This window comes from Micromonospora sagamiensis (genome assembly GCF_014680085.1).
In the GTDB taxonomy this organism is placed as follows: domain Bacteria; phylum Actinomycetota; class Actinomycetes; order Mycobacteriales; family Micromonosporaceae; genus Micromonospora; species Micromonospora inyonensis.
This window is the reverse complement of the sequence record NZ_AP023438.1, coordinates 4,357,614-4,379,776: the sequence shown is the minus strand read 5'-3', so window position 1 is coordinate 4,379,776 and position 22,163 is coordinate 4,357,614. Positions and strand designations below refer to the sequence as shown.

Sequence of the window (22,163 nt, the reverse complement as noted above, 5' to 3'; positions counted from 1 at the left end):
GCCTCGCGCTTTTCGTTGACGCCGGTCAACCGCGGGCTGCTGTGCAGTTACCCACGCCGGCAATGTTACCTGCCAGTAGCATCACGCTTTGGCGGACTCAGCGTGACACAGCTCACCGAAAGCCGACCAACCCGCTAGAGTCGTGAATCGGGAGGTATCACGACATGTCAGGGCAGGAGGGTACGGTGTCGCCGCAGGTCAGGCCGGTCGATCCGGGCACGCCACCCGACCGGCCGTGCCGCCGCGTTCCCCCGACGTCCTACCGGTGCGCCTGCGGCCGCCTGCGGGAACGCTGCGTACGGCTCGCCGTCCGGGCGCTCTGGGCGCCGATCCGGCTCGCTCCCGCCCGCGCCTGACCGGTCCCGGCCGGGGCCGACCAGGCCCGTCGGCCGTTCAGTCCGCCTCGTCCAGCACCGCCCTGATCCGACCGATCGCCACCTGCTCGGCCGGGTCGACCCCCCGGTGTGCCCGAGCGGCCCGGTCCGCGGCGGTCAGCACCACCGAGCGGTACGCGGCCACCTCGCCCGGCACCTTCTCCCGCAGGATCGTCATCGCCCGCCCCAGGGCTGCCAGCGCGGCCTGCTCCACCTGCCCGGACGACCCCTCGGGCAGCCGCGGCAGCGGGCCGGAGGTGAGGGCGTCCCGCACCGTCCCGCTGGCACCGGCGATCACCCCCGACGCGGCGAAGCTCTCCCGGACCAGGGCGAGCAACCCCGGGTCGGCGTTCGACACCAGGAGGACGGCGCCGAACGCGCCGGTCTTCAGCGTCAGTTTCTCCTCGGCCGTCAGCGACTGGTCCATGATCACGGAGTGTAGACGTACGGGGTCGTCGTGGTGACCGGGACGAAGCCGAGCCGCTCCAGGATCGGCCGGCTCTCCGGCGAGGCGTCCACCTGGAGCAGCGTGCGGTCGCGCTGGGCCGCCAGCCGGGCCCGATGGGTCACCAGCGCCCGGTAGACGCCGCGCCGACGCCACGCCGGCAGGGTCGAGCCGCCCCAGAGGGTGGCGAACCCGGTGCCCGCGACGTAGCGGACCCAGCCGGCACTGACCACCGTCCCCTCCGCCTCGGCCACCACCACGGTGATCGACTGCGGGTCTGTGGCGATCTCCCGGGCCAGCCCGTCGACCAGGTGGCCGCGGTCGTCACCCCAGACCTGCTCCTCCATCGCGGCGATCCGCTCCAGGTCGGCCCGGTCGGTGACCTCGCGCAGGCGGACGTCCCCGGGAAGCACCGGGACCGCCGCCGCGAGCGGCGCGACCGGGCCGACCACCACGGTCTCCGGCTCCTCCGGGACGAACCCGGCCGCGCGCAGCCGGTCGGCCAGGTCCGCCGGCTCGTCGTGGCCGTACAGCTTCCACTCGACCGCCTCACCCCGCTGGCGGAACAGCTCCCGCTGCCGGACGATCAGCGCGTCCAGGTCCGCCCCGGTCAGCCCGCCCAGGTCCCGGTACGTCAGGAAGCCCCGGTGGTCCAGGCCGAGGATCCGCACGAGCGGACCGTCCCGCTCCACGGTCACCCCGTCCGGCACCGGGTCCGGGACGTCCGGCCGCAACTGCCGGTCGTACGCCGTCCGCAGGATCGTCGCGTCAAGATCGCTCATCGGTCCAGGCTACGTGCGGGGTCGAACCGATAATGGCGATGTGTGGCAGGCGATCAGGCGGTGGTTCGACCCGCAGGAGATGCGGACGGTCGGCACCCGCCCGGACTACCGCTTCTCCCTGGCCAACGAACGCACCTTCCTGGCCTGGCTGCGGACCGGGCTGGCGCTGATCGCCGGTGGGCTCGCCGCCGCCCAGTTCCTGCCCCCGCTGCCCCTCGCCCACCTGCGCGAGGTGATCGCGATCGCGCTGCTGCTGCTCGGCGGCACGGTGGCCATCCGGGCGGTGGACCACTGGGCGCGTACCGAACGGGCGATCCGGCTCGGCGAGGACCTGCCCGCCTCCCGGTTCCCGGCCGTGCTCGCGCTGGTGGTCGGGCTCGGCGCGGCCCTGCTGGTGGTGGCCGTCCTGGCTCGGGCGGTCGGCAACGGATGACCGTCGACCCGGGGCTGCAACCCGAGCGGACCCGTCTCGCCTGGCGGCGGACCGCGCTGGCGGTCACCGTGGTCACCGTGCTCGCCGTCCGGCTGGCCGTGGACGGCGGCGTGGCCGGCACGCTGGCCGCCGCGCTCGCGCTGCTCACCTGGGGCGCCGCGCTGGTGCTGTGCTGGCGGCGGGGCTCCGGCACCGGCCCGGCACCCACCGGCGGGCCCCCCGTCCCGCTGGCCGCCCTGGCCGCCACCGGGTACGCGCTGCTCGGCGCCCTGCTCGTGCTGCGGACGCTGTGGTGACCTGCGGAGAGTGCGTCATGATTGGTGAATGGTCCGGGTCTTCCTCCTCCTCGTCGCGGCTCAGGTGGTCCTCGCCGCGCTCGCCCTGATCGACTGCCTCTCCGCCGAGAAGCACCAGGTCCGCGCGATGCCCCGCGTCGTCTGGGTGCCGGTGCTCCTGCTCGTGCCCCTGCTCGGCCCGGTCGCCTGGTTCCTCGCCGGCCGACCCGCGCCCACCCGCGCCGGGCCACGTCCCGCGCCCCGGCGGGCCCCGGCGGCTCCGGACGACGACCCCGACTTCCTCAGGTCGATCGCGGACCCGACGCGGCGACAGGACGAGGAGCTGTTCCGCCGCTGGGAGGACGACCTCCAGCGCCGCGAGCGGGACCTGCGCCGCGAGCGCGACCCCGGGCCCGCCGCGGACCGGCCCGAGCCGCGCACGCCCGGGCCCGCCGCGAACCAGCCCGAGCCGCGCACGCCCGGTCCTGCCGGCGACCCGCGCAACCCCCGTACGCCCGGTCCTGCCGGCGACCCGCGCAGCCCCGACCGGGCGGACACCCCGGACCGGCACACCGATCCGGACCAGACCATCTGACCGCCCCCGGTCGGGTCCGGGCGGTGGCCTCAGACGCGGCGGCGGAGCGCCCGGACGGCGAGCGGAGCGAAGACCGCCGCGATGGCGACCCCCCAGATCACCGACTGCACCACCGGCGCGAGTACCGGTCCGGACACCAGCAGCCCACGCAGCGCGTCGGCGAGCACGGTGACCGGGTTGACCTCCACCCAGGCCTGCAACCAGCCGGGCATGGTCTCCGTCGGCACGAACGCGTTGCTGGTGAAGGTCAACGGGAAGATCACCATGAAGCCGAAGACCTGTACCTTGTCCGGTTCGCTGACCAGCACTCCGACCAGCACCGACACCCACGCGGCGGCCAGGGAGAAGGCCAGCAGCAGGGCGAGCGCCCCGATCAGGCCGAGGACGCCGTTCTGGAGCCGGAAGCCGAGGATCGCGCCGACTGCGATCAGCAGCGAGACCGACCAGGCCTGCTTGACCGTGTCGGCGAGGATCCGTCCGGCCAACGGTGCCCAGCGGGCGATCGGCAGCGACCGGAGCCGGTCGAAGACACCCTTGGTGAGATCGTGGTTGAGCCCGAAACCGGTGGTCATGGTGGCGAAGAAGGCGTTCTGCACGATGATCCCGGGAAGCGCGAAGGTGAGGTACTCACCCGGGGAGCCGGAGATCGCCCCGCCGAAGACGTAGGTGAAGAGCAGCACGAACATCACCGGCTGGATGCTCAGGTCGGCCAGCTCCAGCGGGTTGTGCTTGATCTGCACCAGGCTCCGCCAGGCCAGGGTGAACGTGTGCGACAGTCCGGCGAGCGGGCTCAGCCGGCGGGCCGGGGCGGGTACGGTGACGGCGGTCATACCAGCGCGCCCTTCAGCTCGGCTTCTTCGGTCCGCCCCGGTTCGGCCCGCTGACCGGTCAGGGTGAGGAAGACCTCGTCGAGGGTGGAACCGCGCAGCGCCAGCTCGGCGACGGCGATCCCGGCCTCGTCGAGGCGGCGCACCACGGCCGGCAGGACCGAGTCGTCGTTCACCGCAACGGTGACCGTGCTCTGGGCCACCTCGGGGGTGAGCCCGGTGACCTGGCCGGCCACCGCGAGCACGGTCGGCAGGTCGGCCGCCCGCTCCGGACGGACGGCCAGGGTCTGTCCGCCGGTCCTGGTCTTCAGTTCCTCCGGGGTGCCCTGGGCGATCACCCGGCCGTGGTCGACCACGGCGATCTCGCTGGCCAACTGGTCGGCCTCTTCGAGGTACTGCGTGGTGAGCAGCACGGTCACCCCGTCGGCGACCAGGCCGCGGACGATGTCCCACAGCTCGTTGCGGCTGCGCGGGTCGAGCCCGGTGGTCGGCTCGTCGAGGAAGAGCACCTGCGGCCGGCCGACCAAACTGGCGGCCAGGTCGAGGCGGCGACGCATACCGCCGGAGTAGGTCTTGGCGGGTCGGTCGGCCGCGTCGGTCAGGTGGAAGTCGGCGAGCAGTTCCCGGGCGCGGGCCCGCGCGTCGGGGCGGCGCAACCCGAGCAGCCGGCCGATCAACACCAGGTTCTCCACCCCGGTCAGGGTCTCGTCGACCGAGGCGTACTGCCCGGTGAGGCCGATGAGCTGCCGGACCCGGTGGGCGTCGCGGACGACGTCGTACCCGCCGACGGTGGCGTGCCCCTCGTCGGCCCGGAGCAGGGTGGCGAGCACCCGGACCGTGGTGGTCTTACCGGCCCCGTTGGGCCCGAGCAGGCCGAAGACCGTCCCGCTCGGGACCTCGAGGTCGACTCCGGCCAGGGCCGTGGTGGCACCGAAGCGCCGCACCAGCCCCTCCGCCCGGATCGCGTGGGTCATGGATGAACTCCCCGTGTCGTACGTCGTGGTCCGAACACCCTGGACGACGGGTGTGACAGTTCCGGACAGCCCGTGGTGGCGACCCTACGACGACGGGCGGGGAATTTCCCGTGGTTTTCCTGGTCAGGCGAGGGTGGACGAGCGGGGGTACGAGTCGGCCGGGTCGGTGATCACGTTGACCAGGTACGGCACACCGGCGTCGAAGGCCCGCTCCAGGGCGGCACCCAGGTCGGCGGCCTTGGTGACCGTCTCGCCGGCTCCGCCCATCGCCGCGACCACCTGGTCGTAGCGGAGTTCGGGCTGGAGGTCGGCGGCGATGTCGTAGCCGTACATGGCGCGCATCGGGTGCTTCTCCAGGCCCCAGATGCCGTTGTTGCCGACCACCATCACCACCGGAAGCTTCTGCCGGACCAGGGACTCCACGTCCATCAGCGAGAAGCCCGCCGCGCCGTCGCCCATCAGCACGCAGACCTGCCGGTCCGGGTGGGTGATCCGGGCCCCCATCGCGTAGCCCATGCCGGTGCCGAGACAGCCGTACGGCCCGGGGTCGAGCCAGGTGCCGGGCTGGGCCGGCTCCAGGTAGCGGCCGGCGTACGAGACGAAGTCGCCGCCGTCGCCGATGGTGATGGCGTCCCGGGCGAGCACCCGGCGCAGTTCGCCGTAGATCCGCGCCGGACGGATCGGGTCGGTCTCGGCGGCCATCTCCTCGGCGTCGCGCGCCTTCGCCGCGTCCTCCTTGACGCGCAGCTGCGCGATCCAGTCGGTGTGGTCGACCCGGTCGCCGACGTGGTCGGCCAACGCGGTGAGGATCAGCCGCAGGTCACCGGCGGGCGAAGCGGCCGTCTCGACATGCCCTGCGCGCTGGCTCGGCGCGTCGACGACGTGCACCACCTTCGCGTCGCCGAAGTCGCCGAAGCTGAGCCGGAAGTCCAGCGGGGTGCCGACCACCACGACCACGTCGGCCCCGGAGAGCGCGGCCCTGCGGGCCTTGGCGAACGCGAGGGGGTGCTCCGGCGGGAGCGCGCCGCGCCCCATGCCGTTGGTGAAGACCGGCACGCCGAGCGCCTCGGCCGCCGCCCGCAGCGCGTCGACCGCGTCGCCGGACCAGACGTCCGACCCCGCGACGATCACCGGCCGCTCGGCCTGCGCGACCAGCTCGGCGGCGCGGGCCACCTCGTCCGGATCGGCCTCCAGCGGGGCGGGCGCCGCTCCCGTCGGCTGGTCGGCCTCCCCGACCGAGAAGACCACCTCCAGCGGGAAATCGAGGAAGACCGGCCCGCGGTGCGGGGTGAGCGCGGCGTCCAGCGCGGCGGCGACCGCCCGAGGGATGTCCTCGGTGCTGAAGACCGTCTCGGCGTGCTTGGTGACCGGGCGGACCAGCGGGAGGTGGTCCATCTCCTGGAGGCTGCCGGAGCCCCAGCGGAAGGCCGGGGCCCGGCCGCCGAGCACCAGCACCGGCGAGGCGTTGAAGAACGCGCTCGTCAGGCCGGAGATGCCGTTGGTGACGCCGGGGCCGGCGGTGAGCACGGCGAGGCCGGGGCGGCGCTGGAGCTTGGTCACCGCCTCGGCCGCGAAGACCGCCGTCTGCTCGTGCCGCACGTCGTAGACCGGGAAGTCGGTCCGATGCGCGGCGTCGTAGAGCGGGAACACGTGCCCGCCGGAGAGGGTGAACATCTCGCGTACGCCGTACGCGCGCAGCGCCGCAAGCGCCAACTCCCCGCCGTGACCCTCGATCCGCTCCGTCATCGCCGCTCCCCTCGTCGCGTGGCCGGTCCGAGGTTACCGGTCGGTCACCTGAACGTGAAGAAGCTTCGGCGCGGCGTGTCAGCGCCCGGTGAACCTCGGCTTGCGCTTCTCCACGAACGCGGTCATGCCCTCGCGCCGGTCGTCGGTGGCGAACAGCCCGGCGAAGAGCTGGCTCTCCCAGGCGAGACCGGAGTTGAGGTCCATGTCGAGGCCGGCGTCGACGGCGAGCTTCGCCGCCCGCAGCGCCTGCACCGGACCGGTGAGGTACGGCTGGACCAGCTCGACGGCGGCGAGGTAGACGTCGGCGGCCGGGACGACCCGGTCGGCCAGCCCGATCCGCAGCGCCTCCTGGGCGTCGACCATCCGGCCGGACATGATCAGATCCTTGGCGCGGGCCGGGCCGACCAGCCGGGCCAGCCGCTGGGTGCCACCGGCGCCGGGGATGATGCCCAGCTTGATCTCCGGCTGGCCGAGCTTGGCGTCCTCGGCGACCACCCGCCAGTCGCAGGCCAGCGCCAGCTCGCAGCCCCCGCCGAGGGCGTAACCGGTGATCGCGGCGACCACCGGCTTGGGGATACGGGTGAAGGCGGTGAGCGCGCTGGAGAGGCGGGCGGAGCGCTCGCTCATGTCCACGTAGGACATGTCGGCCATCTCCTTGATGTCCGCCCCGGCGGCGAAGACCTTCTCCCCGCCGTACACGATGACGGCGCGGACCTCGGGGTCGTCGGCGGCGGCCGTCGCGGCCTCGCGCAGCTCCTCCTGGACCTGGACGTTGAGCGCGTTCATCGGCGGCCGGTCCAGCCGGATGGTGCCGATGCCGTCCTTGGTCTCCAGCCGAACGAACTCGCCCATTGCTGCCCTCACTTCCTCGTCGAAGTCGCGTGCCAACCTTACGGCGCGGGTCGTTGGGGTAGATAGTCTGGTGTCAGCTCCGTCACCGGGAGTCGCGATGGTCATGTTCTACGACGACAGGTCGGTGCAGGTCACGTCGACCGCCGTCCGGGTCGACGGGCAGCGCTTCCCGCTCGCCGAGATCACCGAGGTCTGGCACCAGCGCGGCAGCCGGTCCTGGCGGGTGCTCGCCGGCCGGGGTGTGATCGGCGCGGCGATGGCCGGGCCGCTGGTGGCCGCCGTCCTCGGCATCGCCCTGGCCATCTGGCTGCACCGGTCCTGGACCGTCACCATCGCGATCGTCGGCGCGTCGGTGCTGGTCGGGCTGGCCGTCGGCCCGGTCGCCGACGTGCTGTTCGAACAACTCGACCGCTCGTACGCCCGGGGCAGCCGGCAGTGGGAGATCTGGATCCGCTGGCAGGGCCGGCCGGTCCGGCTGGTCCGCACCGCCGACGCACTCCGCTTCGGGCAGATCTACCGGGCCCTGCAACGGGCGATGGAACGCGGCCAGCCGGTCCGCCCGCGTTGACCCGGGTCCACGCCCGGGTCCACAACGGACACCCCGCCGTGGTGTCGGGGCTGCCGAACCCGTCCGCACCGGGTTCACTGAAGAGATGACGCTCTATTACCAGGACGACACGGTGCAGGTGACCTCCGAGTCGATCCGGGTGGACGGGCACACACTGCGGCTGCCCGAGATCACGTACGTCTGGCACGCCCGGGGACGGAGCACCCTCGGGCAGCACTCCCGGAAGCTGGGCCGGGGCGTCCTGGTCCTGCTCCTCTCCCTGCCCCCGCTGGTGGCGCTGCTCTGCGTCATCTCGCTGGCCTGGTCGGCGCAGGACCGGGGGAACTGGACGCTGGCGCTGATCGTCCTGGCCGCCTTCGTCGTCGGCGCGCTGGTGCTCGCCCCCTTCCTGGAACTGCCGCTGGGCTGGCTGGACCGCTCGTACGAACGCGGCGACCGGACGCACGAACTCTGGGTGCAGCACCGGGGGCACGACATCCTGCTGCTGAGCAGCCCGGACGCGCTCCGGTTCGGGCAGATCTACCGGGCCGTCCAGCGCGCCGTCGAACAGCAGGCCGACGGCTGACGCAGGGTGCCCCGGCAAACGCCTCAGCCCCGGCGGGCGGCGGTTCTGGCGGTCGCGCCGCACACTTGGACGCATGGTGATTCCCCTCCCCCGCCCGTCCGCCGTCCTCGGGATGACCAGTGACGCCGCCTCCCGGGCCGCCGGGCTGACCCGAGCCGCGGTCGACCAGGCTCTCGGCTCGGCGGTGTCGTTCGCGGCGGTGCCGACGCGCGCCTTCGCGGTGCTCGACGCCGTAGAAGCGTTGGTGACCAGGATCAACGGGGTGGTGGACCGGATCGAGCAGACCCTGGACCGGACGGATCAGGTGCTCACCGACGCCGAGGCGGCCGTCCGGCAGGTGGCAGTGATCAGCGCCGCCGCGACCACCGCGATCGACAACGCCACCGAGGTCGCCGCGAAGGCAGCCGTGGTGGTCGCCGAGGCCGAGCAGGTCTCCGCCGTGGCGGGCCGGGTGGTGGCCGAGGCCGAGCGGGTCTCGGCGAGCGCAGCCGTGGTGGTCGCCGGAGCCGAGCAGGTGGCGGGGGCGGCGGCCACGGTGGTGGCCGAGGCGGAGGTGGTCGCCGGGCGGGCGGCCGGCACGGTGGAGACGGCGGGGGTGGCCGCCGCCACCGCCGGGGAACTCCTGGCCGCGTACGAGCCGGTGCTGCGCCGGGCCGCGCCGATGGCCGCGCGGTTCGTGGAGCAGCTCAGCCACGAGGAGGTCACCGCCGCCATCCGTCTCGTCGACGAGCTACCCAAGCTCAAGGAGCACCTGACCGCCGACATCCTGCCGATCCTGGCCACCCTGGACCGGGTCGGACCGGACCTGCACGACCTGCTCGACGTGACCCGGGACCTGAAACTCGCCGTGGCCGGCATCCCGGGCCTGGGCATGCTCCGCCGCCGGGGCGAACGCCGCGCCGACGACCAGGCTGACTAGGTCTCGCGCATCCTGCGCATCGACCACCCGGGGCGCCGGCCCTACCGATCCGCAGCGCGTTCCCATGCCCGGCCAGGCGGGGATACCGGCGCGCCGACCGCCCGTCCCGCCGGTTGGTCCGGGTGTCAGGCGTCGGCGGTCAGGTCCCGGACGTGACGCAGTGCGGGACGACCGTCGACCGTGATCTCGCCGACCGGGGTGAACCCGGTGCGCCGGAGAACCGCGAGCGAGCCGACGTTCCGCAGGTCAGCCGAGGCGACCAGCCGACGCAACCCGTAGCGGTCGCGGGCCAGTGCGCAGACGGCCCGGACCCCGTCGCTCGCCACACCCCGTCCCGTCGCCCGTTCCGCCACCCGGAAGCCCAACTCGGCGCTGCCGTCGGCGATGTCCACCAGGTTGAACCGGGCCAGCACGGTGCCGTCGTCGTCGACCAGGACGTGGAAGCGGCATCCGCCGTCGGCCTGCTCCGCCAGCAGCTCCGCGTGCCGGACGGTGAATCCGGCGAAGTAGTCGTCGCCCCGGTCCGGCACGAACCGCGCGAAGTACGCCCGGTTCTCCCGCTCGAAGCGGAGCAGGGCGGGGGCGTGGCGCAGGTCGAGCTGCTGGAGTTCGGACACCGCGCCACCGTACCGGCCCGACCGGCCGGGATCCCGAAAGCGGAACGCCCCGGGGCCGGGGCGGTCGCCGGGCCGCCGGCGACCGGGGCTCAGCGCGCGTGCAGCTCGTCGATCTCGGCGCGGTGCGGCAGCGCCACCGACGCGCCGAGCCGGCGGGTGCAGGCCGCGCCGGCCGCCGCCGCCCACCGGACCGCGTCGAGCAGGTCGCGCCCCTCGCCCCAGGCCACGGCGAGGGCGGCGGTGAACGCGTCGCCCGCCGCGGTGGAGTCGACCACCTCGACCTCGAACGCCGGGACGTGCGCGACGGTGCCGTCGCGGTCGACGTACCAGGCGCCGTCGGCACCGAGGGTGAGCACCGCCCGGGGCACCAGGTCCAGCAGCGCCTCCGGCGCCGCACGCCCCCGCCCGGTGAGCGCCGCGGCCTCCACCTCGTTGACCACCAGCATGTCGACCAGGTCCAGCAGCTCCGCCGGGACCTGCCGGGCCGGTGCCGCGTTGAGGACGACCCGGGTGCCGGCCGACCGCGCGGCCACGGCCGCCTCGGTCACCGTCTCCACCGGGATCTCCAACTGCGCCACCATGACGTCGGCGCCCCGCACCGCGGCCAGTTCGGCGTCGGTGAGCCCGACGAGGGAGGCGTTCGCGCCGGGCGTGACCAGGATCAGGTTCTCGCCCTCCGCGTCCACCATGACCAGCGCCACGCCGGACGGGCCGTAGGTCACCCGGAGCTGGCCGGTGTCCACTCCGGCGGCGGTGATCCGGGCCCGCAGGGTGACCCCGAAGGAATCCGATCCGATCGCACCGAGGAAGACGACCGAAGCGCCGGCGCGGGCGGCGGCGATCGCCTGGTTGGCGCCCTTGCCGCCGGGCACCATCACGAAGTCGGTGCCCAGCACGGTCTCCCGGGCCCGGGGCAGCGCGGGAGCCGTCCCGACCAGGTCCATGTTCGCGCTGCCCACCACCACGACCCGGGTCTGCGGCACGGGAGGTCTCCGCGGGTCAGGCGGCGCGGGCGGTGAAGCGTTCGCCGGAACGCTCGACCACCAACGGCAGCCCGAAGGTCTTGGAGAGGTTGTCGCTGGTCAGGGTGGCACCGAGCAGTCCCTGGGCGACGACGCCCCCGTCGCGGAGCAGCAGCGCGTGGGTGAAGCCGGGCGGGATCTCCTCGACGTGGTGGGTGACCAGCACCAGCGCGGGCGCGTCCGGGTCGTACGCCAGCTCGGCCAGCCGGGCGACCAGGTCCTCCCGGCCCCCGAGGTCGAGCCCGGCGGCCGGCTCGTCGAGGAGCAGCAGCTCCGGGTCGGTCATCAGGGCGCGGGCGATCTGGACCCGCTTGCGCTCCCCCTCGGAGAGGGTGCCGTAGCCGCGGTCGGCGAGGTGGCCGACACCGAGCTGGCCGAGGAGGGCACGGGCGCGGCCCTCGTCGGTGCGGTCGTAGCTCTCCCGCCACCGGCCGACCACCGACCAGGCGGCGGTGACCACCACGTCGGTGACCTTCTCCTCGGTCGGGATCCGTTCGGCCAGGGCCGCGGTGGAGAGCCCGATCCGGGTACGCAGCTCGGTGAGGTCGGTCCGCCCGATCCGCTCGCCGAGCACGTGGGCGGTGCCGGTGGTCGGGTGTAGCCGTCCCGCCGCCAGGTTGAGCAGGGTGGTCTTGCCGGCACCGTTGGGGCCGAGCACCACCCAGCGCTCGTCCAACTCGACCTGCCAGTCGACGTCGTGCAGCAGCGCGGTGCCGGACCTGCGCACGCCCACCCCGTCGAGATCGACCACCAGATCCTCGTCCACGGCTGACGATGCGGGTGCGGCGCCATCCGCGCCAGGGATCAGCTCAGCAGTCACCCATCCATCCAACCACGTGCCCGTTCCCGTGCACCCCGACGGGCGACGCGCGTCACTGGCAAGACCTTGCAGGTCAGATGTATGTGGTGAAGAATTCCTTCACATGGGGAGTGGGGTCCGGCCCGACGGGTCAGCCGACCGTGGAACCGAAGACCTCGTCTCGGACGGCGTCCAGGGCGGTCCGCAGCGCGCCCCGCAGGATCGGCTCCTCGCGCAGCCCGGTGGGCACCACCCTCGGCCGGACCAGCGTGATCGCGGCCACCTCGTGCTGCACCCGCTCGGCGAGCGCCCCGCCACCGGCCCGGCCGATCTCACCGGCCAGCACCACCAGCGGCGGGTCCAGCACCACGCAGGTGCTCGCCACCCCGAGCGCCAGACGCCGGGCCAGCTCGTCGAGCATCGGGCCGCCGGCCGTACCGGCCGCGATCGCCGCACGGACGGCATCGGCGGCGGTGACGTCGGCCGGGAAGCCGTACTCCTGGGCCACCGCGCGGACCGCCTCCGCCCCGGCCAGCTGCTGGAACGCGGGCTTCGCCCGGCGGGAGACGTCCCGGGGGATCGGCGCCCCCGGCACCGGCAGGTAGCCGATCTCACCGGCCGCGCCGCTGCTGCCGTGGTGCAGCCGCCCGTTCAGCATGATCGCCAGCCCCACCCCGGCGTCCACCCAGACCAGCACGAAGTCCGTCATCCCCTGGGCCGCGCCGGACTGCGCCTCGGCGACCGCGGCCAGGTTGACGTCGTTCTCGAAGACCACCGGGGTGGCCAGGTCGTCGCGGAGCGCGGCGAGCAGGCCGCGGTGCCACCGGGGCAGGTTGAACGCGAAGGTGATGTCCCCGGTGGCCGGGTCGACCAGACCGGGGGTGCCGAGCACGACCCGGCGGACGCTCGCCATCGGCGCGTCCGCGTTCCCTGCGGCCTGCACCACCGCGTTGTGCACCACGCCCACCGGGTCGTCGGTGTCCCGGGTGGACTGCTCCGCCCGACCGATCACCGCGCCGGTGATGTCGGCGCAGGCCGCCACCACCCGGTCCGCGCCGACGTCGACCCCGATCACGTGCGCGCTGCCCGGCCGGACGGCGTAGAGCTGGGCGTTCGGGCCACGCCCGCCGGCCTGCTCACCGACCCGGGTGACCAGACCGCGTTCCTCGAGCCGCTCGACGAGCTGCGAGGCGGTGACCTTGGACAGGCCGGTCAGCTCGCCGAGTCGGGCCCGGGTGAGCGGCCCCCGTTCGAGGAGCAGTTCCAGTGCCGCGCGGTCGTTGAGCGCCCGCAACAGGCGCGGGGTGCCGGGCAGCCGCGTCGAACTCATGCCACGTCCTCTGGTTTTGGTAAACCTTGTTGATCGAATCGATCCGGGGTGACCGTAGCGTAACGGCCGGCCCCGACACGGGTCAGCGGCCGGACGACCGGCCCGGGGTCGTCGATCAGCAGGCCGGAGGACCCGGCCGACTGCGAAAAGGAGATCACGTGGGGCTGGATCCAGGACTCCGCCGCCTTGCCCTCGGCACGCTGCTCGCGGCGTACCCCGGGCCGACCCCGCCGGACTGGGCGCTGGACCTCGTCGGCGCGGGGCTGGCCGGCTTCACCCTGTTCGGGACCAACGTCGAGACCCCGGCCCAGGTCGCCGCGGCGACCGCCGCGCTGCGCGACGCCCGCACCGACGTACTGGTCGCCATCGACGAGGAGGGCGGCGACGTCACCCGGCTGGCGCACGCCACCGGCAGCCCGTACCCGGGCAACGCCGCGCTCGGGGCGGTCGGGGACGTGGCGCTCACCCGCCGGGTCTACGCCGCGATCGGGGCGGAGCTGGCCGCGTTGGGCGTCACCGTCGACCTCGCTCCGACGGTGGACGTCAACAGCGCCGACGAGAACCCGGTGATCGGCACCCGGTCCTTCGGCGACGATCCGCTCCGGGTCGCCGCGCACTCGGCCGCCGCGGTCGACGGGTTGCAGGGTGCCGGGGTGGCGGCCTGTGCCAAGCACTTCCCCGGGCACGGCGCGACCGTCGCCGACTCGCACCTGGAGCTGCCCACGGTGGACGTGCCGCTGTCCGTGCTGCGCGAGCGCGACCTGCCGCCCTTCGCGGCGACCGTGGCCGCCGGCACCCGGGCGGTCATGACCGCGCACATCCGGGTCCCGGTGCTGACCGGGGACCGGCCGGCCACCTTCAGTCGGGCCGTCCTGGTCGACCTGCTCCGCCGGGAGCTGGGCTTCACCGGCACCGTCATCACCGACGCGCTGGAGATGAAGGGTGCCACGGTGGCCGCCGGCGGGATCGGTCCGGCCGCCGTGGCCGCCCTCGCGGCCGGCGCGGACCTGCTCTGCGTCGGGGCGAAGGTCGACGCCGCGCTGGTCGAACACGTGGTGACCGAGATCGTCGTCGCGCTCGGCGACGGGCGGCTGGCCCGCGACCGGGTCGAGGAGGCGGCCGCCCGCACCGCCGAGCTGGCCGCCTGGACCCGGCCCGTCGGCGCGCCCGCGCCCGGCCCCGGTGACCTCGGGTACGCCGCCGCCCGCCGGGCGGTACGCGTCGAGGGAATCGTCGCCGGGCTGGACCGGCCGCTGGTGGTGCAGGTGCACGCCACCGCCTCCATGGCCGAGGGCCGGGTGCCGTGGGGGCTCGGCCCGCACCTGGCGGGAACCGAGGAGGTCCGGGTGGTGGCGGGCGAGACCGACCCGGCCGCCCTGCGGGCGCTCGCCGGGGACCGGCCGGTCGTGCTGGTCGGCCGGCACCTGCACCGGTTGCCGGGCGGGGCGGAACTGGTCGAGGGGCTGGCCGCCGTCCATCCGGTGACGGTGGTGGAGATGGGCTGGCCGGGACGGTGGCGGCCGGCCGGAGTGCGCGCGTTCGTCGCCACCTACGGGGCCAGCCACGCCAACGGTCGCGCGGCGGCGGAGGTGCTCGGCCTGGCCGGCTGACCGGCGGTACCGCCCGCCGGAGGGTTCCGGGGCGGCTCAGCCCAGCCAGCGGGCGTCGGGCGGCAGTGGGGTGGCGACGTCCGGCAGCCCCAGCAGCGGGCCGACCGAGGTGATCCGCAGAACCCGCTCGACCACCGGCTGCGGATTGGCGACCCGTAGCGACCGGCCCCGCTCCTGCGCCAGGCTGAACCCCTCGATCAGCACCCGCAGGCCGGTCGAGTCGAGGAAGGTGACCTCGGCCAGGTCGACCAGGCACTCCCGCAGGTCGGGCCGGTTCAGCGCGGCGGTCAGCGCGGTCTCCAGCACGCCGACGGTGGACATGTCGATCTCACCCGCCGGACTCAGCACGACGTCGCCCCGGCCGGTGTCCCGCACCCGCACCTCCATGACCGCTCACCGCCTCCATACCACTGCCGCGTCCGGCCCGCTCGTCGCGACCCTATCCACCGGCCCGCCGCCGGGCCATGGAACACCGGCGACTCGTACCGTGCGTCACCGGCGACCCGCACCACCAGGACCTCAGATAATCCCAGGTCAAGTCCATTTCTGGACAGCTCTACGCGCCTTTCGGGGGCTTGCCGGGGACCACCTCGACACATAGCGTTACCTCACCGGGATGTCCGGTCGCCAGACGCCTCCTCGGACCTGGGGGGAAGAGGCCGCGGACCGTGGATCCGGCCCGGGATCCACGGTCCGCGCCAGCGCGCGGTGGCCCACCCGGGCCGGCGGCCAGGCCGGGGTCCGGTCCCGGAAGTCAGTCGGGATGGACGATGTGGGAGCGCCAACCCCGGTCGGGAAAGCCGGCCGCCGCGGCGACCCGGGCCGAGGCGGTGTTGTCGGGGTCGTGCAGGTACGTCGGCACCGCCCCCTCGTCGAGCACCCGACGGGCCGCCTGCGCGACCAGCCGGCGGGCCAGTCCCCGGCCCCGCGCGCCCGGCACGGTCCCGACGGCCAGTTCGTGGCCGTACCGGTCGTGCCGCTTGACGCCGACCCCCGCCAGGTAGTGCCCGTCGGCGTCCCGCACCACCAGGACCTCCCGGTCGAACAGGTGCAGCCAGGAGGGGAACCCGGGATCGGTCGGGTCGACCCACTCCCCCACGTCGGGGAGCGGGTGGGGAGCGGTGCACCAGCGGAACACTCCCTCGCGCAGGGGCAGGTCGGGGTGACCGACCGCGCCCGGCAGCGCCGACCACAGCCGTGGGGTCGGCCCGTCCGCCGCCAGCGCCCGGACCGCCGCGACGCGCTCCGTCGGCACGGAGAGCACCGCGCTGCCGGGGGCGGCCACCGCGACCGCCGGCCGGAGCCGGCGGTCCCAGGCCGGGCGCGAGCGGCGCCAGGAGCCGACCACGTGGAGTCCCGGCCCGGCCGGCCACTGGCCGAGCCAGGTCGCCAGATGCAGGTGGAGTCGCCTGTCGAGCATCGGATCACGGTACGCGTCACGGCCGCCGCCGGCCGTGCGATCGCCCACCCGTACGTCGCCCCGGCGCCCACGCCGCCGGACGGGATCTGACCGTCGTGGTTGAAGCGCCCGAGCCCGGGTACAGCAGACAGAGAACATCACCGATGATTGCCGACCGTGTTCCGGGAACCGGACGCACCGGCCACGCGTCACACCTATTTCCATAGATGGACAACTTTCTCTGGGATGGTACGGCCATGCCGAAACAGCTGATCGATCAGGACAAACGCGACACGGGACGGCTCTGGCCGACCCTCCGGGACGACGTGCCCCCGCCAACACAGTCGCGGTACGACGGCTGCCGGGACCCGCATGCCGGTGACCGGTCGTGGGCGGAGCTGAACCGGCTCCCGGCCAACGTCTCCACCCGCCGCCACCTCGGCACCCGCTGAACGGCGGTCACCCCGGAAGCCCGGCACGGGCACCGGGGACCGCCGACACGGAACCCGGGGGCGCGACACACCCGGGCCCCCGCGCGACGGAGGTCTTAGCACACCTGTCGGGTAGGTTCGTTGCGTTCCGGCACGGCCACCGACAGGAGAAGCTCCATCCATGGGCAAGAAGACCATCCACGTCTCCGACTTCAGCGGCACGGTCCTGGAGACCGACGACCAGGTGTTCCGCGTCGTCGTCCTGGAGCACCCCGACCTGGTGACCGGGCCCGTGCAGTTGGAGATCAGCCCGACCGAGGTGGAGGGCATCGACGACGCCGCCCTCGACGTCGCCGTGGTGGAGATCCACGACCCGCAGGGTGACGGGGAGCCCCGCCGGGTGGTGCTGACCGCCAGCGAGTTCGACGCGATGTCGACCGAGACGCCGATGGCGCAGCTCCTGCGCACCGCCGAGCGGGTCCGCCCGCCGAAGGCCCGCAAGGCGGCCGAGAAGATCGACTACGGCACCATCGAGCACGCCGGCAAGCCGCACCGGGGCCGCGTCACCGACGAGGAGGCCACCCTGGTGCGTGAGCGGCTCGACGAGGTCAACAAGCGGCTCGCGGACGCCGGGCTCCGCCAGATCGACCCCGCCGACCCCGAGCACGCCGCCCGGTACGGCTTCCCCACGCCGGCCTGAGACCGGCGCGACGGGTTGGCGGCGACCGCGTATCGTGCTGCGGGTGAGCGGCATACCCCACTCCCACTGCTCCGGCTGCGGCACCGCCTACCCCGACGGGGCGGACTGGCCCCGGATCTGTCCGGCCTGCGGCCACACCACCTGGCGTAACCCCCTTCCGGTGGCGGTGGCCGTCCAGCCGGTGCTCACCCCCACCGGGCTCGGCGTGGTGGTCCAGCGCCGCGACATCGAGCCCGCCCGGGGCCTGCTCGCGCTACCGGGCGGCTTCATCGAGTACGGCGAGGAGTGGCGGGACGCGCTCGTCCGCGAGCTGTGGGAGGAGACCGGCCTGACCGGCGAGGCGGCCGGCGTACGGCTCGTCGCCGTGCACAGCGCGCCGAGCGGCGGGACGATCATGATCTTCGGGGCGCTGCCGACCCGGCGGCTGGAGGACCTGCCCCCGTCCGCTCCCACGGCGGAGTCGACCGAGTGGCTCGTCCTCACCGAGCCGACCGAACTCGCCTTCTCCACCCACAGTCAGGTGCTCGCCGAGTTCCTGGCCGCCCACCGCTGATCCGCCGACAGGTCGGCCAGCCCGGCGGCGGTGCGGCCGCGAGGAAACAACTTGGTCGGTCGAGAGCGACCCATCGTCACATACATCGCATAGCATCGATTTCTCGTGCCGTCGGACGGAATGAGGACTCGATGGAGCTGAGCCACGCCTTTCTCGACATCCCCTTCTCGTTGCCGTACCACTTCGCGAGAGCGAGTCTGCTCGCCACCCGGCTGGTCCGGGTGGAGCTGCGCGACGGCGACGTCCGGGGCCGGGGGGAGGCGACCCTGTTCGAGAGCCCGTTCCCCGACCCGAAGGCCGCCACCGCCGAGCAGGTGGAGCAGGCGCGGGTCGCGATCGGCCAGGGGGCCGGCCGGGAGGACCTGCTCACCCTGCTGCCGGCCGGCGCGGCGCGCAACGCCGTCGACGCCGCCCTCTGGGACCTGGAGGCCAAGCGCAGCGGACGCCGGGTGTGGCAGACGATCGGCCTGCCCGAGCCCACCCCGGTCGAGGACATGCTCACCGTCTCGCTCGCCGAGGAGACCCAGTTCGTCCAGGAACTGAAGGACAGCCAGGGCCGCCGGGCCCTGAAGCTGAAGCTCGGCTCGGAGGAGGACGTCGAACGGCTGGAACTGACCCGGGCCCACCGGCCCGACGCCGAGCTGGTGGTGGACGTCAACTGCGGCTGGACGCCGGAGCGGCTGGTGGCGATGCTGCCGGTGCTCGCCCGGCACGACGTCCGGATGGTGGAGCAACCGGTCCGGCCCGAGCACGAGGAGGCACTGCGAGGGCTGCCCCGGCAGGTGCCCCTGATCGCGGACGAGTCGTTCTACGCCGAGGAGGACCTGCCCCGGATCGCCGAACTCTACGACGGGGTGAACATCAAACTCGACAAGTGCGGCGGCCTCACCGCCGCGCTGCGGATCGTCGCCCAGGCCCGGCAACGTGACCTGCGCATCATGGTCGGGTGCTTCGCGGCCACCTCGCTCGCCTCCGCCGCGGCCTTCCAGGTCGCGCACTTCGCCGAGTTCCGGGACATCGCCGGGCACCTGATCCTCACCGAGGACGTGCAGCCGTCGATGCCGTGCGTCGACGGCTGGCTCAGTCCGCCCACGCCGGAGCTGTGGGGCTGAGCGTTCGTCCACGCCGGGGCCATGGGCTGACCGGCACCGGACCGGCCGGTAAACCGGAGGCGGCGGCACGCGCCGTACGCCACACTGGCCGGCATGTCCGCAGAGGTGTGCAGCGTCGCCGAGCTGACCGACGCGGTACGCGCCGGCCGTACCGCGAAGTTCCTGTTCTTCTGGGGACACCGGGCCCGACCGGACGGTACCGCCGGACCCGGCTGCCTGAGCCAGTGGTGGCCGGCGCCGTTCACCGTCGACGGGGTGGAGTTCGCCACCGCCGAGCACCACATGATGTGGGCCAAGGCGATGCTCTTCGACGACCGGGTGACCGCCGGGCAGGTGCTCACTGTCGCGCACCCCAACGAGGCCAAGACCCTCGGCCGCCGGGTCACCGGCTTCGACGAGCGGACCTGGCAGGAGCACCGGTACGGGATCGTGGTGGCCGGCAACCTGGCCAAGTTCGGCCAGCACCCCGACCTGCGGGCGTTCCTGCTCGGCACCGGGGAGCGGGTGCTGGTCGAGGCGAGCCCGCTGGACCGGGTGTGGGGCATCGGCCTGGCCGCCGACGACCCGGCCGCCGCCGACCCCGCCCGGTGGCGCGGGCTGAACCTGCTCGGCTTCGCGCTGATGCGGGTCCGGACCGCGCTGCGGGGACAGGAACACCCCGCCGGGTAGCGTGGCCCGACCGCGAGCTGCCGGGACGCGGCCGGGTGGCCCAGGGGACGCCGAGGTGGCCCGGGCGAACCGACGTGGCAGGGTGGGAGTCATGCGTCTTCATGTCGGGTGCGCGATGTGGACTCACAAGTCGTGGCAGGGACGGCTGCTGGCGCATCCACTCCCGGCCCACGAGCGGCTACGGCACTACGCCGGCTGGTGCAACGCGGTCGAGGGGAACACCACGTTCTATGCGACCCCGGCCCGGGAGACCGTCGCCTCCTGGGCGCAGCAGACCGATCCCGACTTCCGGTTCGTGGTCAAGCTGCCCAGGGTCGTCACGCACGACCGCCGGCTCACCGACGTCGACGAGCCGCTCCGCGACTTCCTGGACGCGATCGCCCCACTCGGTCCCCGGACCGACGCCCTCTGGGTCCAGCTACCCGGATCGTTCGCCCCCACCGACGTCCCCGTACTCGCCCGCTTCCTGCGCCGGCTCCCGGCCTCCCACCGGTACGCCGTGGAGGTCCGTCACCCCGCGTTCTTCGACGACCCCCGTGCGACGCGGCTCCTCGAAGGGGTGCTCGCCGACGCGGCCGCCGAGTGGATCCCCTTCGACACCACCGCGTTCTTCCGGAGCCCGCCGACCAGCGACGCGGAACGGGACGCCTGGACGAAGAAGCCGCGTATGCCGCTCCGGTCGGCTGCGCTGACCGACCGTCCGATCGTCCGCTACCTCGGCCGCGACGACACCGCCCGGACGGTCGAGGGCTGGCGGCACTGGGTCGACGTCGTCGCCGGGTGGCTGCGTGCGGGGCGCTCCCCCACGGTGTTCGTCCACACCCCGGACAACGCCGACGCACCCGTGCTCGCCCGCCGGTTCCACGACGAGGTACGGGCGCGGGTGCCCGGACTGGAACCACTTCCCGAGCCGGTCCCGGTCGAGCCGCTCACCCTCTTCTGACCACGACTCTGCCCGGGGTCGCCACCCCGGGCACGGAACACGACTCCGTGCCCGGCGGCGTCGCCCCGGGCACGGAGACCGCGACGGTCAGCAGCTCGGCGCGACGACGCCCGACGAGCCGGTGTGGACGAAGCCGTCGGAGACGTACCGGCCGTCACCGATCTTGTCCCAGATGTCGGTCCAGTACTGGTAGACGTCGCTCCAGACCCGGGTCCCCCGGGTCTGGCAGACGATCTGCACCGTCGTGCCGTGGGCCACCGTGCCGACCGTGGCGTAGGAGGTCCCCGGGCCGGCCCGGACGTTCAACGGGTCACCGCCGGTGTTCACCGTGCCGGTGACCCCGCCGCCGGGGTTGTTCACCCCATCGCGGGCCTCGGTCAGGTAGTTCCGGTAGGAGCCGTTGGTGTAGGTCGCCCACGCGGCCCAGCCCGACCAGCCCCAGATGTCGTGGGCGGCACGGGCGTTGCAGTACAGCTCGTAGGCGCAGGCATCGGTGACCCAGGTGTGGTAGCAGTTGTTGATCTGCCAGGCACCCCGGTCGATCGAGCCGTTCGGGCAGCCGGACGTGGGGCCGTTGTAGCCCTTCGCGCCGACGACGCACTGCGACTCGGCCAGCGACACGGCGACCGAGATGACCAGGTTCTCGCCGGTCCAGCCGGCGGCGCGGGCGGCGTTGGCGCAGCGGACCGACCGCTCGGTCGCCTGGATGCCCACCGCGTCGTCGCTCGCGGCAGCCCCGACCGCCGGGGCCTGCGCGTCGCGCGGCGCCGCCGAGGCGGGGCCGGTCGCGGTCAGGGCGATGCCGAGTACGGCCAGCAGCACGGCCAGCCCACGGATCATCCGACCCACGGGTATCACCTCCTGAGGTAGTCGAACGTGGTGCACGGTTGGGGTGGTTGCGGTTCCGGAGGTGGTTGCAGGGGGCCCTTCCTCGACAGAAAAGGTGAGCAGGGGACCCCTGCAACCACCCCACCAGGCGACGATCACGCGCTCCCGCCCGGTTCCGCCCTGATCAGGCCCAACGCGGTCCGCAGGCTCCGCCCCACGGTGGCCGGGTCACCCAACCGGCTCTGCCGGATCAGCAGCGCCGTGGAGACCGGCCAGAGGCTCTGCCCCTCCCGCATGAGTTCGGCGGTCGCGACGTCGGCCGGCTGGCCGACGCCGAGGATCCGGTCGGCGGTCGGTTCGTCGAGGACGTAGACCCAGACGCGGTACGCGCTCGGGTCGTCGGTGATGCCGGGCCCGGCGAGCGCCGTACGGTCGATCCGGTCCGGCAGGCGGGCGGCCGGGCAGCCGAAGTCCAGCGCGGTCTCCGGGGTGAGGCGGACCCTGCCGTAGCTGGCGGCCCAGTTGGGGTGCTCGCGGGCCCGGTCCAGGCCCGCGAGCAGGTCGGCCCGGATGGCATCCTGCCCGGTGCCGGTGCCGGCCTCGACGCACATCCGCAGGGCCGACCGGCTGGTGACGAGCAGTCCGCTGGCGGTGTCGAGATGGGCGTGGTCGGCGTGGTCGTGGCCGCCGGAGCGGTCGAGCACGGCCGTCACGATCACTCCGGCGGCCAACGCCGACGCGAGGCAGGCCGTCAGCGTGGTCACCAGGCGGGTACGCACGGAACGTCGTGCCATC

At 73.8% G+C, this 22,163-nt stretch carries 27 protein-coding genes and 1 pseudogene; 14 read left to right on the top strand and 14 right to left on the bottom strand.

Features of this window, described 5'->3' with window-relative positions:
• Positions 1-164 precede the first annotated feature (164 nt).
• A complete protein-coding gene (locus IGA62_RS19245; protein WP_145819463.1) occupies positions 165-356 on the top strand; it encodes a hypothetical protein in 192 nt (63 codons plus the stop codon).
• Positions 357-393: 37 nt separating this feature from the next.
• Here the strand turns inward: IGA62_RS19245 and IGA62_RS19240 are convergent, their stop codons facing one another.
• Positions 394-807 carry a hypothetical protein gene (locus tag IGA62_RS19240; protein ID WP_145819464.1) on the bottom strand — a complete coding sequence of 138 codons (414 nt, stop codon included), beginning with the start codon at positions 805-807 and terminating at the stop codon, positions 394-396.
• The gene (locus tag IGA62_RS19235) at positions 804-1,601 is read right to left on the bottom strand and encodes a GNAT family N-acetyltransferase (protein WP_091458129.1); all 798 of its coding nucleotides are present in this window, start codon (positions 1,599-1,601) and stop codon (positions 804-806) included. The genes IGA62_RS19240 and IGA62_RS19235 overlap by 4 nt, the downstream gene beginning before the upstream one ends.
• 79 nt (positions 1,602-1,680) lie before the next feature.
• Between IGA62_RS19235 and IGA62_RS19230 the strand changes: the two genes are divergently transcribed.
• The 3 genes and pseudogenes from IGA62_RS19230 to IGA62_RS19220 form a co-directional block, all read left to right on the top strand.
• The gene (locus IGA62_RS19230; protein WP_377464269.1) at positions 1,681-2,034 is read left to right on the top strand and encodes a YidH family protein; all 354 of its coding nucleotides are present in this window, start codon (positions 1,681-1,683) and stop codon (positions 2,032-2,034) included.
• Positions 2,031-2,330, top strand: a complete 300-nt coding sequence (locus tag IGA62_RS19225; protein ID WP_091458125.1) for a DUF202 domain-containing protein — start codon at positions 2,031-2,033, stop codon at positions 2,328-2,330. Before IGA62_RS19230 ends, IGA62_RS19225 begins: the two co-directional genes overlap by 4 nt.
• A 28-nt stretch (positions 2,331-2,358) precedes the next feature.
• Positions 2,359-2,706 (top strand): annotated as a pseudogene (locus IGA62_RS19220) (PLDc N-terminal domain-containing protein); the annotation flags it as partial.
• A gap of 227 nt (positions 2,707-2,933) precedes the next feature.
• Here the strand turns inward: IGA62_RS19220 and IGA62_RS19215 are convergent.
• The 4 genes from IGA62_RS19215 to IGA62_RS19200 all read right to left on the bottom strand — a co-directional run bounded on the left by IGA62_RS19215 (position 2,934) and on the right by IGA62_RS19200 (position 7,303).
• Positions 2,934-3,734 (bottom strand): ABC transporter permease, encoded by an 801-nt coding sequence (locus IGA62_RS19215; RefSeq protein WP_145819467.1) that lies wholly within the window; start codon positions 3,732-3,734, stop codon positions 2,934-2,936.
• Entirely contained in the window at positions 3,731-4,705 is a 975-nt protein-coding gene (locus tag IGA62_RS19210; RefSeq protein WP_145819468.1) for an ATP-binding cassette domain-containing protein, read from the bottom strand. Before IGA62_RS19210 ends, IGA62_RS19215 begins: the two co-directional genes overlap by 4 nt.
• Before the next feature lie 123 nt (positions 4,706-4,828).
• Complete coding sequence (locus tag IGA62_RS19205; RefSeq protein ID WP_145819469.1) at positions 4,829-6,451, bottom strand: acetolactate synthase; 1,623 nt, start codon at positions 6,449-6,451, stop codon at positions 4,829-4,831.
• A 78-nt stretch (positions 6,452-6,529) separates the two neighbouring features.
• A complete protein-coding gene (locus IGA62_RS19200; RefSeq protein WP_145819470.1) occupies positions 6,530-7,303 on the bottom strand; it encodes an enoyl-CoA hydratase/isomerase family protein in 774 nt (257 codons plus the stop codon).
• A 97-nt stretch (positions 7,304-7,400) separates the two neighbouring features.
• On the opposite strand from IGA62_RS19200, the gene IGA62_RS19195 reads away from it, so the two are divergent.
• From IGA62_RS19195 to IGA62_RS19185, 3 genes are all read left to right on the top strand, one after another.
• Positions 7,401-7,871, top strand: coding sequence for a DUF6232 family protein (locus tag IGA62_RS19195; protein WP_145819471.1), 471 nt, complete (start codon positions 7,401-7,403; stop codon positions 7,869-7,871).
• 85 nt (positions 7,872-7,956) lie between these two features.
• On the top strand, positions 7,957-8,436 hold the full coding sequence (locus IGA62_RS19190; RefSeq protein ID WP_145819472.1) for a DUF6232 family protein: 480 nt from the start codon (positions 7,957-7,959) through the stop codon (positions 8,434-8,436).
• 73 nt (positions 8,437-8,509) lie between these two features.
• Positions 8,510-9,355: a hypothetical protein gene (locus tag IGA62_RS19185; protein ID WP_145819473.1), complete on the top strand. Its 846-nt coding sequence runs from the start codon at positions 8,510-8,512 to the stop codon at positions 9,353-9,355.
• Between the two features lie 125 nt (positions 9,356-9,480).
• Here IGA62_RS19185 and IGA62_RS19180 read toward each other — a convergent pair whose 3' ends face one another.
• The 4 genes from IGA62_RS19180 to IGA62_RS19165 all read right to left on the bottom strand — a co-directional run bounded on the left by IGA62_RS19180 (position 9,481) and on the right by IGA62_RS19165 (position 13,123).
• A complete protein-coding gene (locus IGA62_RS19180) occupies positions 9,481-9,972 on the bottom strand; it encodes a GNAT family N-acetyltransferase (RefSeq protein WP_145819474.1) in 492 nt (163 codons plus the stop codon).
• 89 nt (positions 9,973-10,061) lie between these two features.
• Complete coding sequence (locus tag IGA62_RS19175) at positions 10,062-10,955, bottom strand: ribokinase (RefSeq protein ID WP_145819475.1); 894 nt, start codon at positions 10,953-10,955, stop codon at positions 10,062-10,064.
• Between the two features lie 16 nt (positions 10,956-10,971).
• Positions 10,972-11,814, bottom strand: coding sequence for an ABC transporter ATP-binding protein (locus IGA62_RS19170; protein ID WP_145819476.1), 843 nt, complete (start codon positions 11,812-11,814; stop codon positions 10,972-10,974).
• Positions 11,815-11,944: 130 nt separating this feature from the next.
• Positions 11,945-13,123, bottom strand: coding sequence for an ROK family transcriptional regulator (locus tag IGA62_RS19165; RefSeq protein ID WP_145819477.1), 1,179 nt, complete (start codon positions 13,121-13,123; stop codon positions 11,945-11,947).
• Between the two features lie 158 nt (positions 13,124-13,281).
• Here IGA62_RS19165 and IGA62_RS19160 point away from each other — a divergent pair, with 158 nt between their 5' ends.
• Complete coding sequence (locus IGA62_RS19160) at positions 13,282-14,733, top strand: glycoside hydrolase family 3 N-terminal domain-containing protein (protein ID WP_145819478.1); 1,452 nt, start codon at positions 13,282-13,284, stop codon at positions 14,731-14,733.
• Positions 14,734-14,769: 36 nt separating this feature from the next.
• Here the strand turns inward: IGA62_RS19160 and IGA62_RS19155 are convergent, their stop codons facing one another.
• Both IGA62_RS19155 and IGA62_RS19150 read right to left on the bottom strand, forming a co-directional pair.
• Complete coding sequence (locus tag IGA62_RS19155; protein WP_145819479.1) at positions 14,770-15,120, bottom strand: STAS domain-containing protein; 351 nt, start codon at positions 15,118-15,120, stop codon at positions 14,770-14,772.
• A gap of 367 nt (positions 15,121-15,487) precedes the next feature.
• Complete coding sequence (locus IGA62_RS19150) at positions 15,488-16,153, bottom strand: GNAT family N-acetyltransferase (RefSeq protein WP_145819480.1); 666 nt, start codon at positions 16,151-16,153, stop codon at positions 15,488-15,490.
• Positions 16,154-16,389: 236 nt separating this feature from the next.
• Between IGA62_RS19150 and IGA62_RS19145 the strand changes: the two genes are divergently transcribed.
• The 6 genes from IGA62_RS19145 to IGA62_RS19120 all read left to right on the top strand — a co-directional run bounded on the left by IGA62_RS19145 (position 16,390) and on the right by IGA62_RS19120 (position 20,540).
• Positions 16,390-16,584, top strand: coding sequence for a hypothetical protein (locus IGA62_RS19145; protein WP_145819481.1), 195 nt, complete (start codon positions 16,390-16,392; stop codon positions 16,582-16,584).
• A 160-nt stretch (positions 16,585-16,744) separates the two neighbouring features.
• Positions 16,745-17,263, top strand: a complete 519-nt coding sequence (locus IGA62_RS19140) for a hypothetical protein (RefSeq protein ID WP_145819482.1) — start codon at positions 16,745-16,747, stop codon at positions 17,261-17,263.
• 43 nt (positions 17,264-17,306) lie between these two features.
• Positions 17,307-17,816 (top strand): NUDIX domain-containing protein, encoded by a 510-nt coding sequence (locus IGA62_RS19135; RefSeq protein WP_145819483.1) that lies wholly within the window; start codon positions 17,307-17,309, stop codon positions 17,814-17,816.
• Between the two features lie 131 nt (positions 17,817-17,947).
• The gene (locus tag IGA62_RS19130) at positions 17,948-18,928 is read left to right on the top strand and encodes a dipeptide epimerase (RefSeq protein ID WP_145819484.1); all 981 of its coding nucleotides are present in this window, start codon (positions 17,948-17,950) and stop codon (positions 18,926-18,928) included.
• A 93-nt stretch (positions 18,929-19,021) separates the two neighbouring features.
• Entirely contained in the window at positions 19,022-19,597 is a 576-nt protein-coding gene (locus tag IGA62_RS19125; protein ID WP_145819485.1) for an NADAR family protein, read from the top strand.
• 115 nt (positions 19,598-19,712) lie between these two features.
• The gene (locus IGA62_RS19120) at positions 19,713-20,540 is read left to right on the top strand and encodes a DUF72 domain-containing protein (protein ID WP_198501084.1); all 828 of its coding nucleotides are present in this window, start codon (positions 19,713-19,715) and stop codon (positions 20,538-20,540) included.
• 87 nt (positions 20,541-20,627) lie between these two features.
• On the opposite strand, the gene IGA62_RS19115 is transcribed toward IGA62_RS19120, so the two are convergent.
• Both IGA62_RS19115 and IGA62_RS19110 read right to left on the bottom strand, forming a co-directional pair.
• Positions 20,628-21,380 carry an SH3 domain-containing protein gene (locus IGA62_RS19115; protein WP_145822130.1) on the bottom strand — a complete coding sequence of 251 codons (753 nt, stop codon included), beginning with the start codon at positions 21,378-21,380 and terminating at the stop codon, positions 20,628-20,630.
• Positions 21,381-21,523: 143 nt separating this feature from the next.
• A complete protein-coding gene (locus IGA62_RS19110) occupies positions 21,524-22,162 on the bottom strand; it encodes a hypothetical protein (protein WP_145819487.1) in 639 nt (212 codons plus the stop codon).
• Between the last annotated feature and the right edge of the window lies 1 nt (position 22,163).

Bases quoted from the DNA above. Each gene is read 5' to 3' on its own strand.
- IGA62_RS19245 (WP_145819463.1), top strand. From the start codon at position 165: ATGTCAGGGCAGGAGGGTACGGTGTCGCCGCAGGTCAGGCCGGTCGAT.
- IGA62_RS19235 (WP_091458129.1), bottom strand. From the start codon at position 1,601: ATGAGCGATCTTGACGCGACGATCCTGCGGACGGCGTACGACCGGCAG.
- IGA62_RS19230 (WP_377464269.1), top strand. From the start codon at position 1,681: ATGCGGACGGTCGGCACCCGCCCGGACTACCGCTTCTCCCTGGCCAAC.
- IGA62_RS19225 (WP_091458125.1), top strand. From the start codon at position 2,031: ATGACCGTCGACCCGGGGCTGCAACCCGAGCGGACCCGTCTCGCCTGG.
- IGA62_RS19215 (WP_145819467.1), bottom strand. From the start codon at position 3,734: ATGACCGCCGTCACCGTACCCGCCCCGGCCCGCCGGCTGAGCCCGCTC.
- IGA62_RS19210 (WP_145819468.1), bottom strand. From the start codon at position 4,705: ATGACCCACGCGATCCGGGCGGAGGGGCTGGTGCGGCGCTTCGGTGCC.
- IGA62_RS19205 (WP_145819469.1), bottom strand. From the start codon at position 6,451: ATGACGGAGCGGATCGAGGGTCACGGCGGGGAGTTGGCGCTTGCGGCG.
- IGA62_RS19200 (WP_145819470.1), bottom strand. From the start codon at position 7,303: ATGGGCGAGTTCGTTCGGCTGGAGACCAAGGACGGCATCGGCACCATC.
- IGA62_RS19195 (WP_145819471.1), top strand. From the start codon at position 7,401: ATGGTCATGTTCTACGACGACAGGTCGGTGCAGGTCACGTCGACCGCC.
- IGA62_RS19190 (WP_145819472.1), top strand. From the start codon at position 7,957: ATGACGCTCTATTACCAGGACGACACGGTGCAGGTGACCTCCGAGTCG.
- IGA62_RS19185 (WP_145819473.1), top strand. From the start codon at position 8,510: ATGGTGATTCCCCTCCCCCGCCCGTCCGCCGTCCTCGGGATGACCAGT.
- IGA62_RS19165 (WP_145819477.1), bottom strand. From the start codon at position 13,123: ATGAGTTCGACGCGGCTGCCCGGCACCCCGCGCCTGTTGCGGGCGCTC.
- IGA62_RS19155 (WP_145819479.1), bottom strand. From the start codon at position 15,120: ATGGAGGTGCGGGTGCGGGACACCGGCCGGGGCGACGTCGTGCTGAGT.
- IGA62_RS19150 (WP_145819480.1), bottom strand. From the start codon at position 16,153: ATGCTCGACAGGCGACTCCACCTGCATCTGGCGACCTGGCTCGGCCAG.
- IGA62_RS19145 (WP_145819481.1), top strand. From the start codon at position 16,390: ATGCCGAAACAGCTGATCGATCAGGACAAACGCGACACGGGACGGCTC.
- IGA62_RS19140 (WP_145819482.1), top strand. From the start codon at position 16,745: ATGGGCAAGAAGACCATCCACGTCTCCGACTTCAGCGGCACGGTCCTG.
- IGA62_RS19130 (WP_145819484.1), top strand. From the start codon at position 17,948: ATGGAGCTGAGCCACGCCTTTCTCGACATCCCCTTCTCGTTGCCGTAC.
- IGA62_RS19125 (WP_145819485.1), top strand. From the start codon at position 19,022: ATGTCCGCAGAGGTGTGCAGCGTCGCCGAGCTGACCGACGCGGTACGC.
- IGA62_RS19120 (WP_198501084.1), top strand. From the start codon at position 19,713: ATGTGGACTCACAAGTCGTGGCAGGGACGGCTGCTGGCGCATCCACTC.
- IGA62_RS19115 (WP_145822130.1), bottom strand. From the start codon at position 21,380: ATGATCCGTGGGCTGGCCGTGCTGCTGGCCGTACTCGGCATCGCCCTG.
- IGA62_RS19110 (WP_145819487.1), bottom strand. From the start codon at position 22,162: ATGGCACGACGTTCCGTGCGTACCCGCCTGGTGACCACGCTGACGGCC.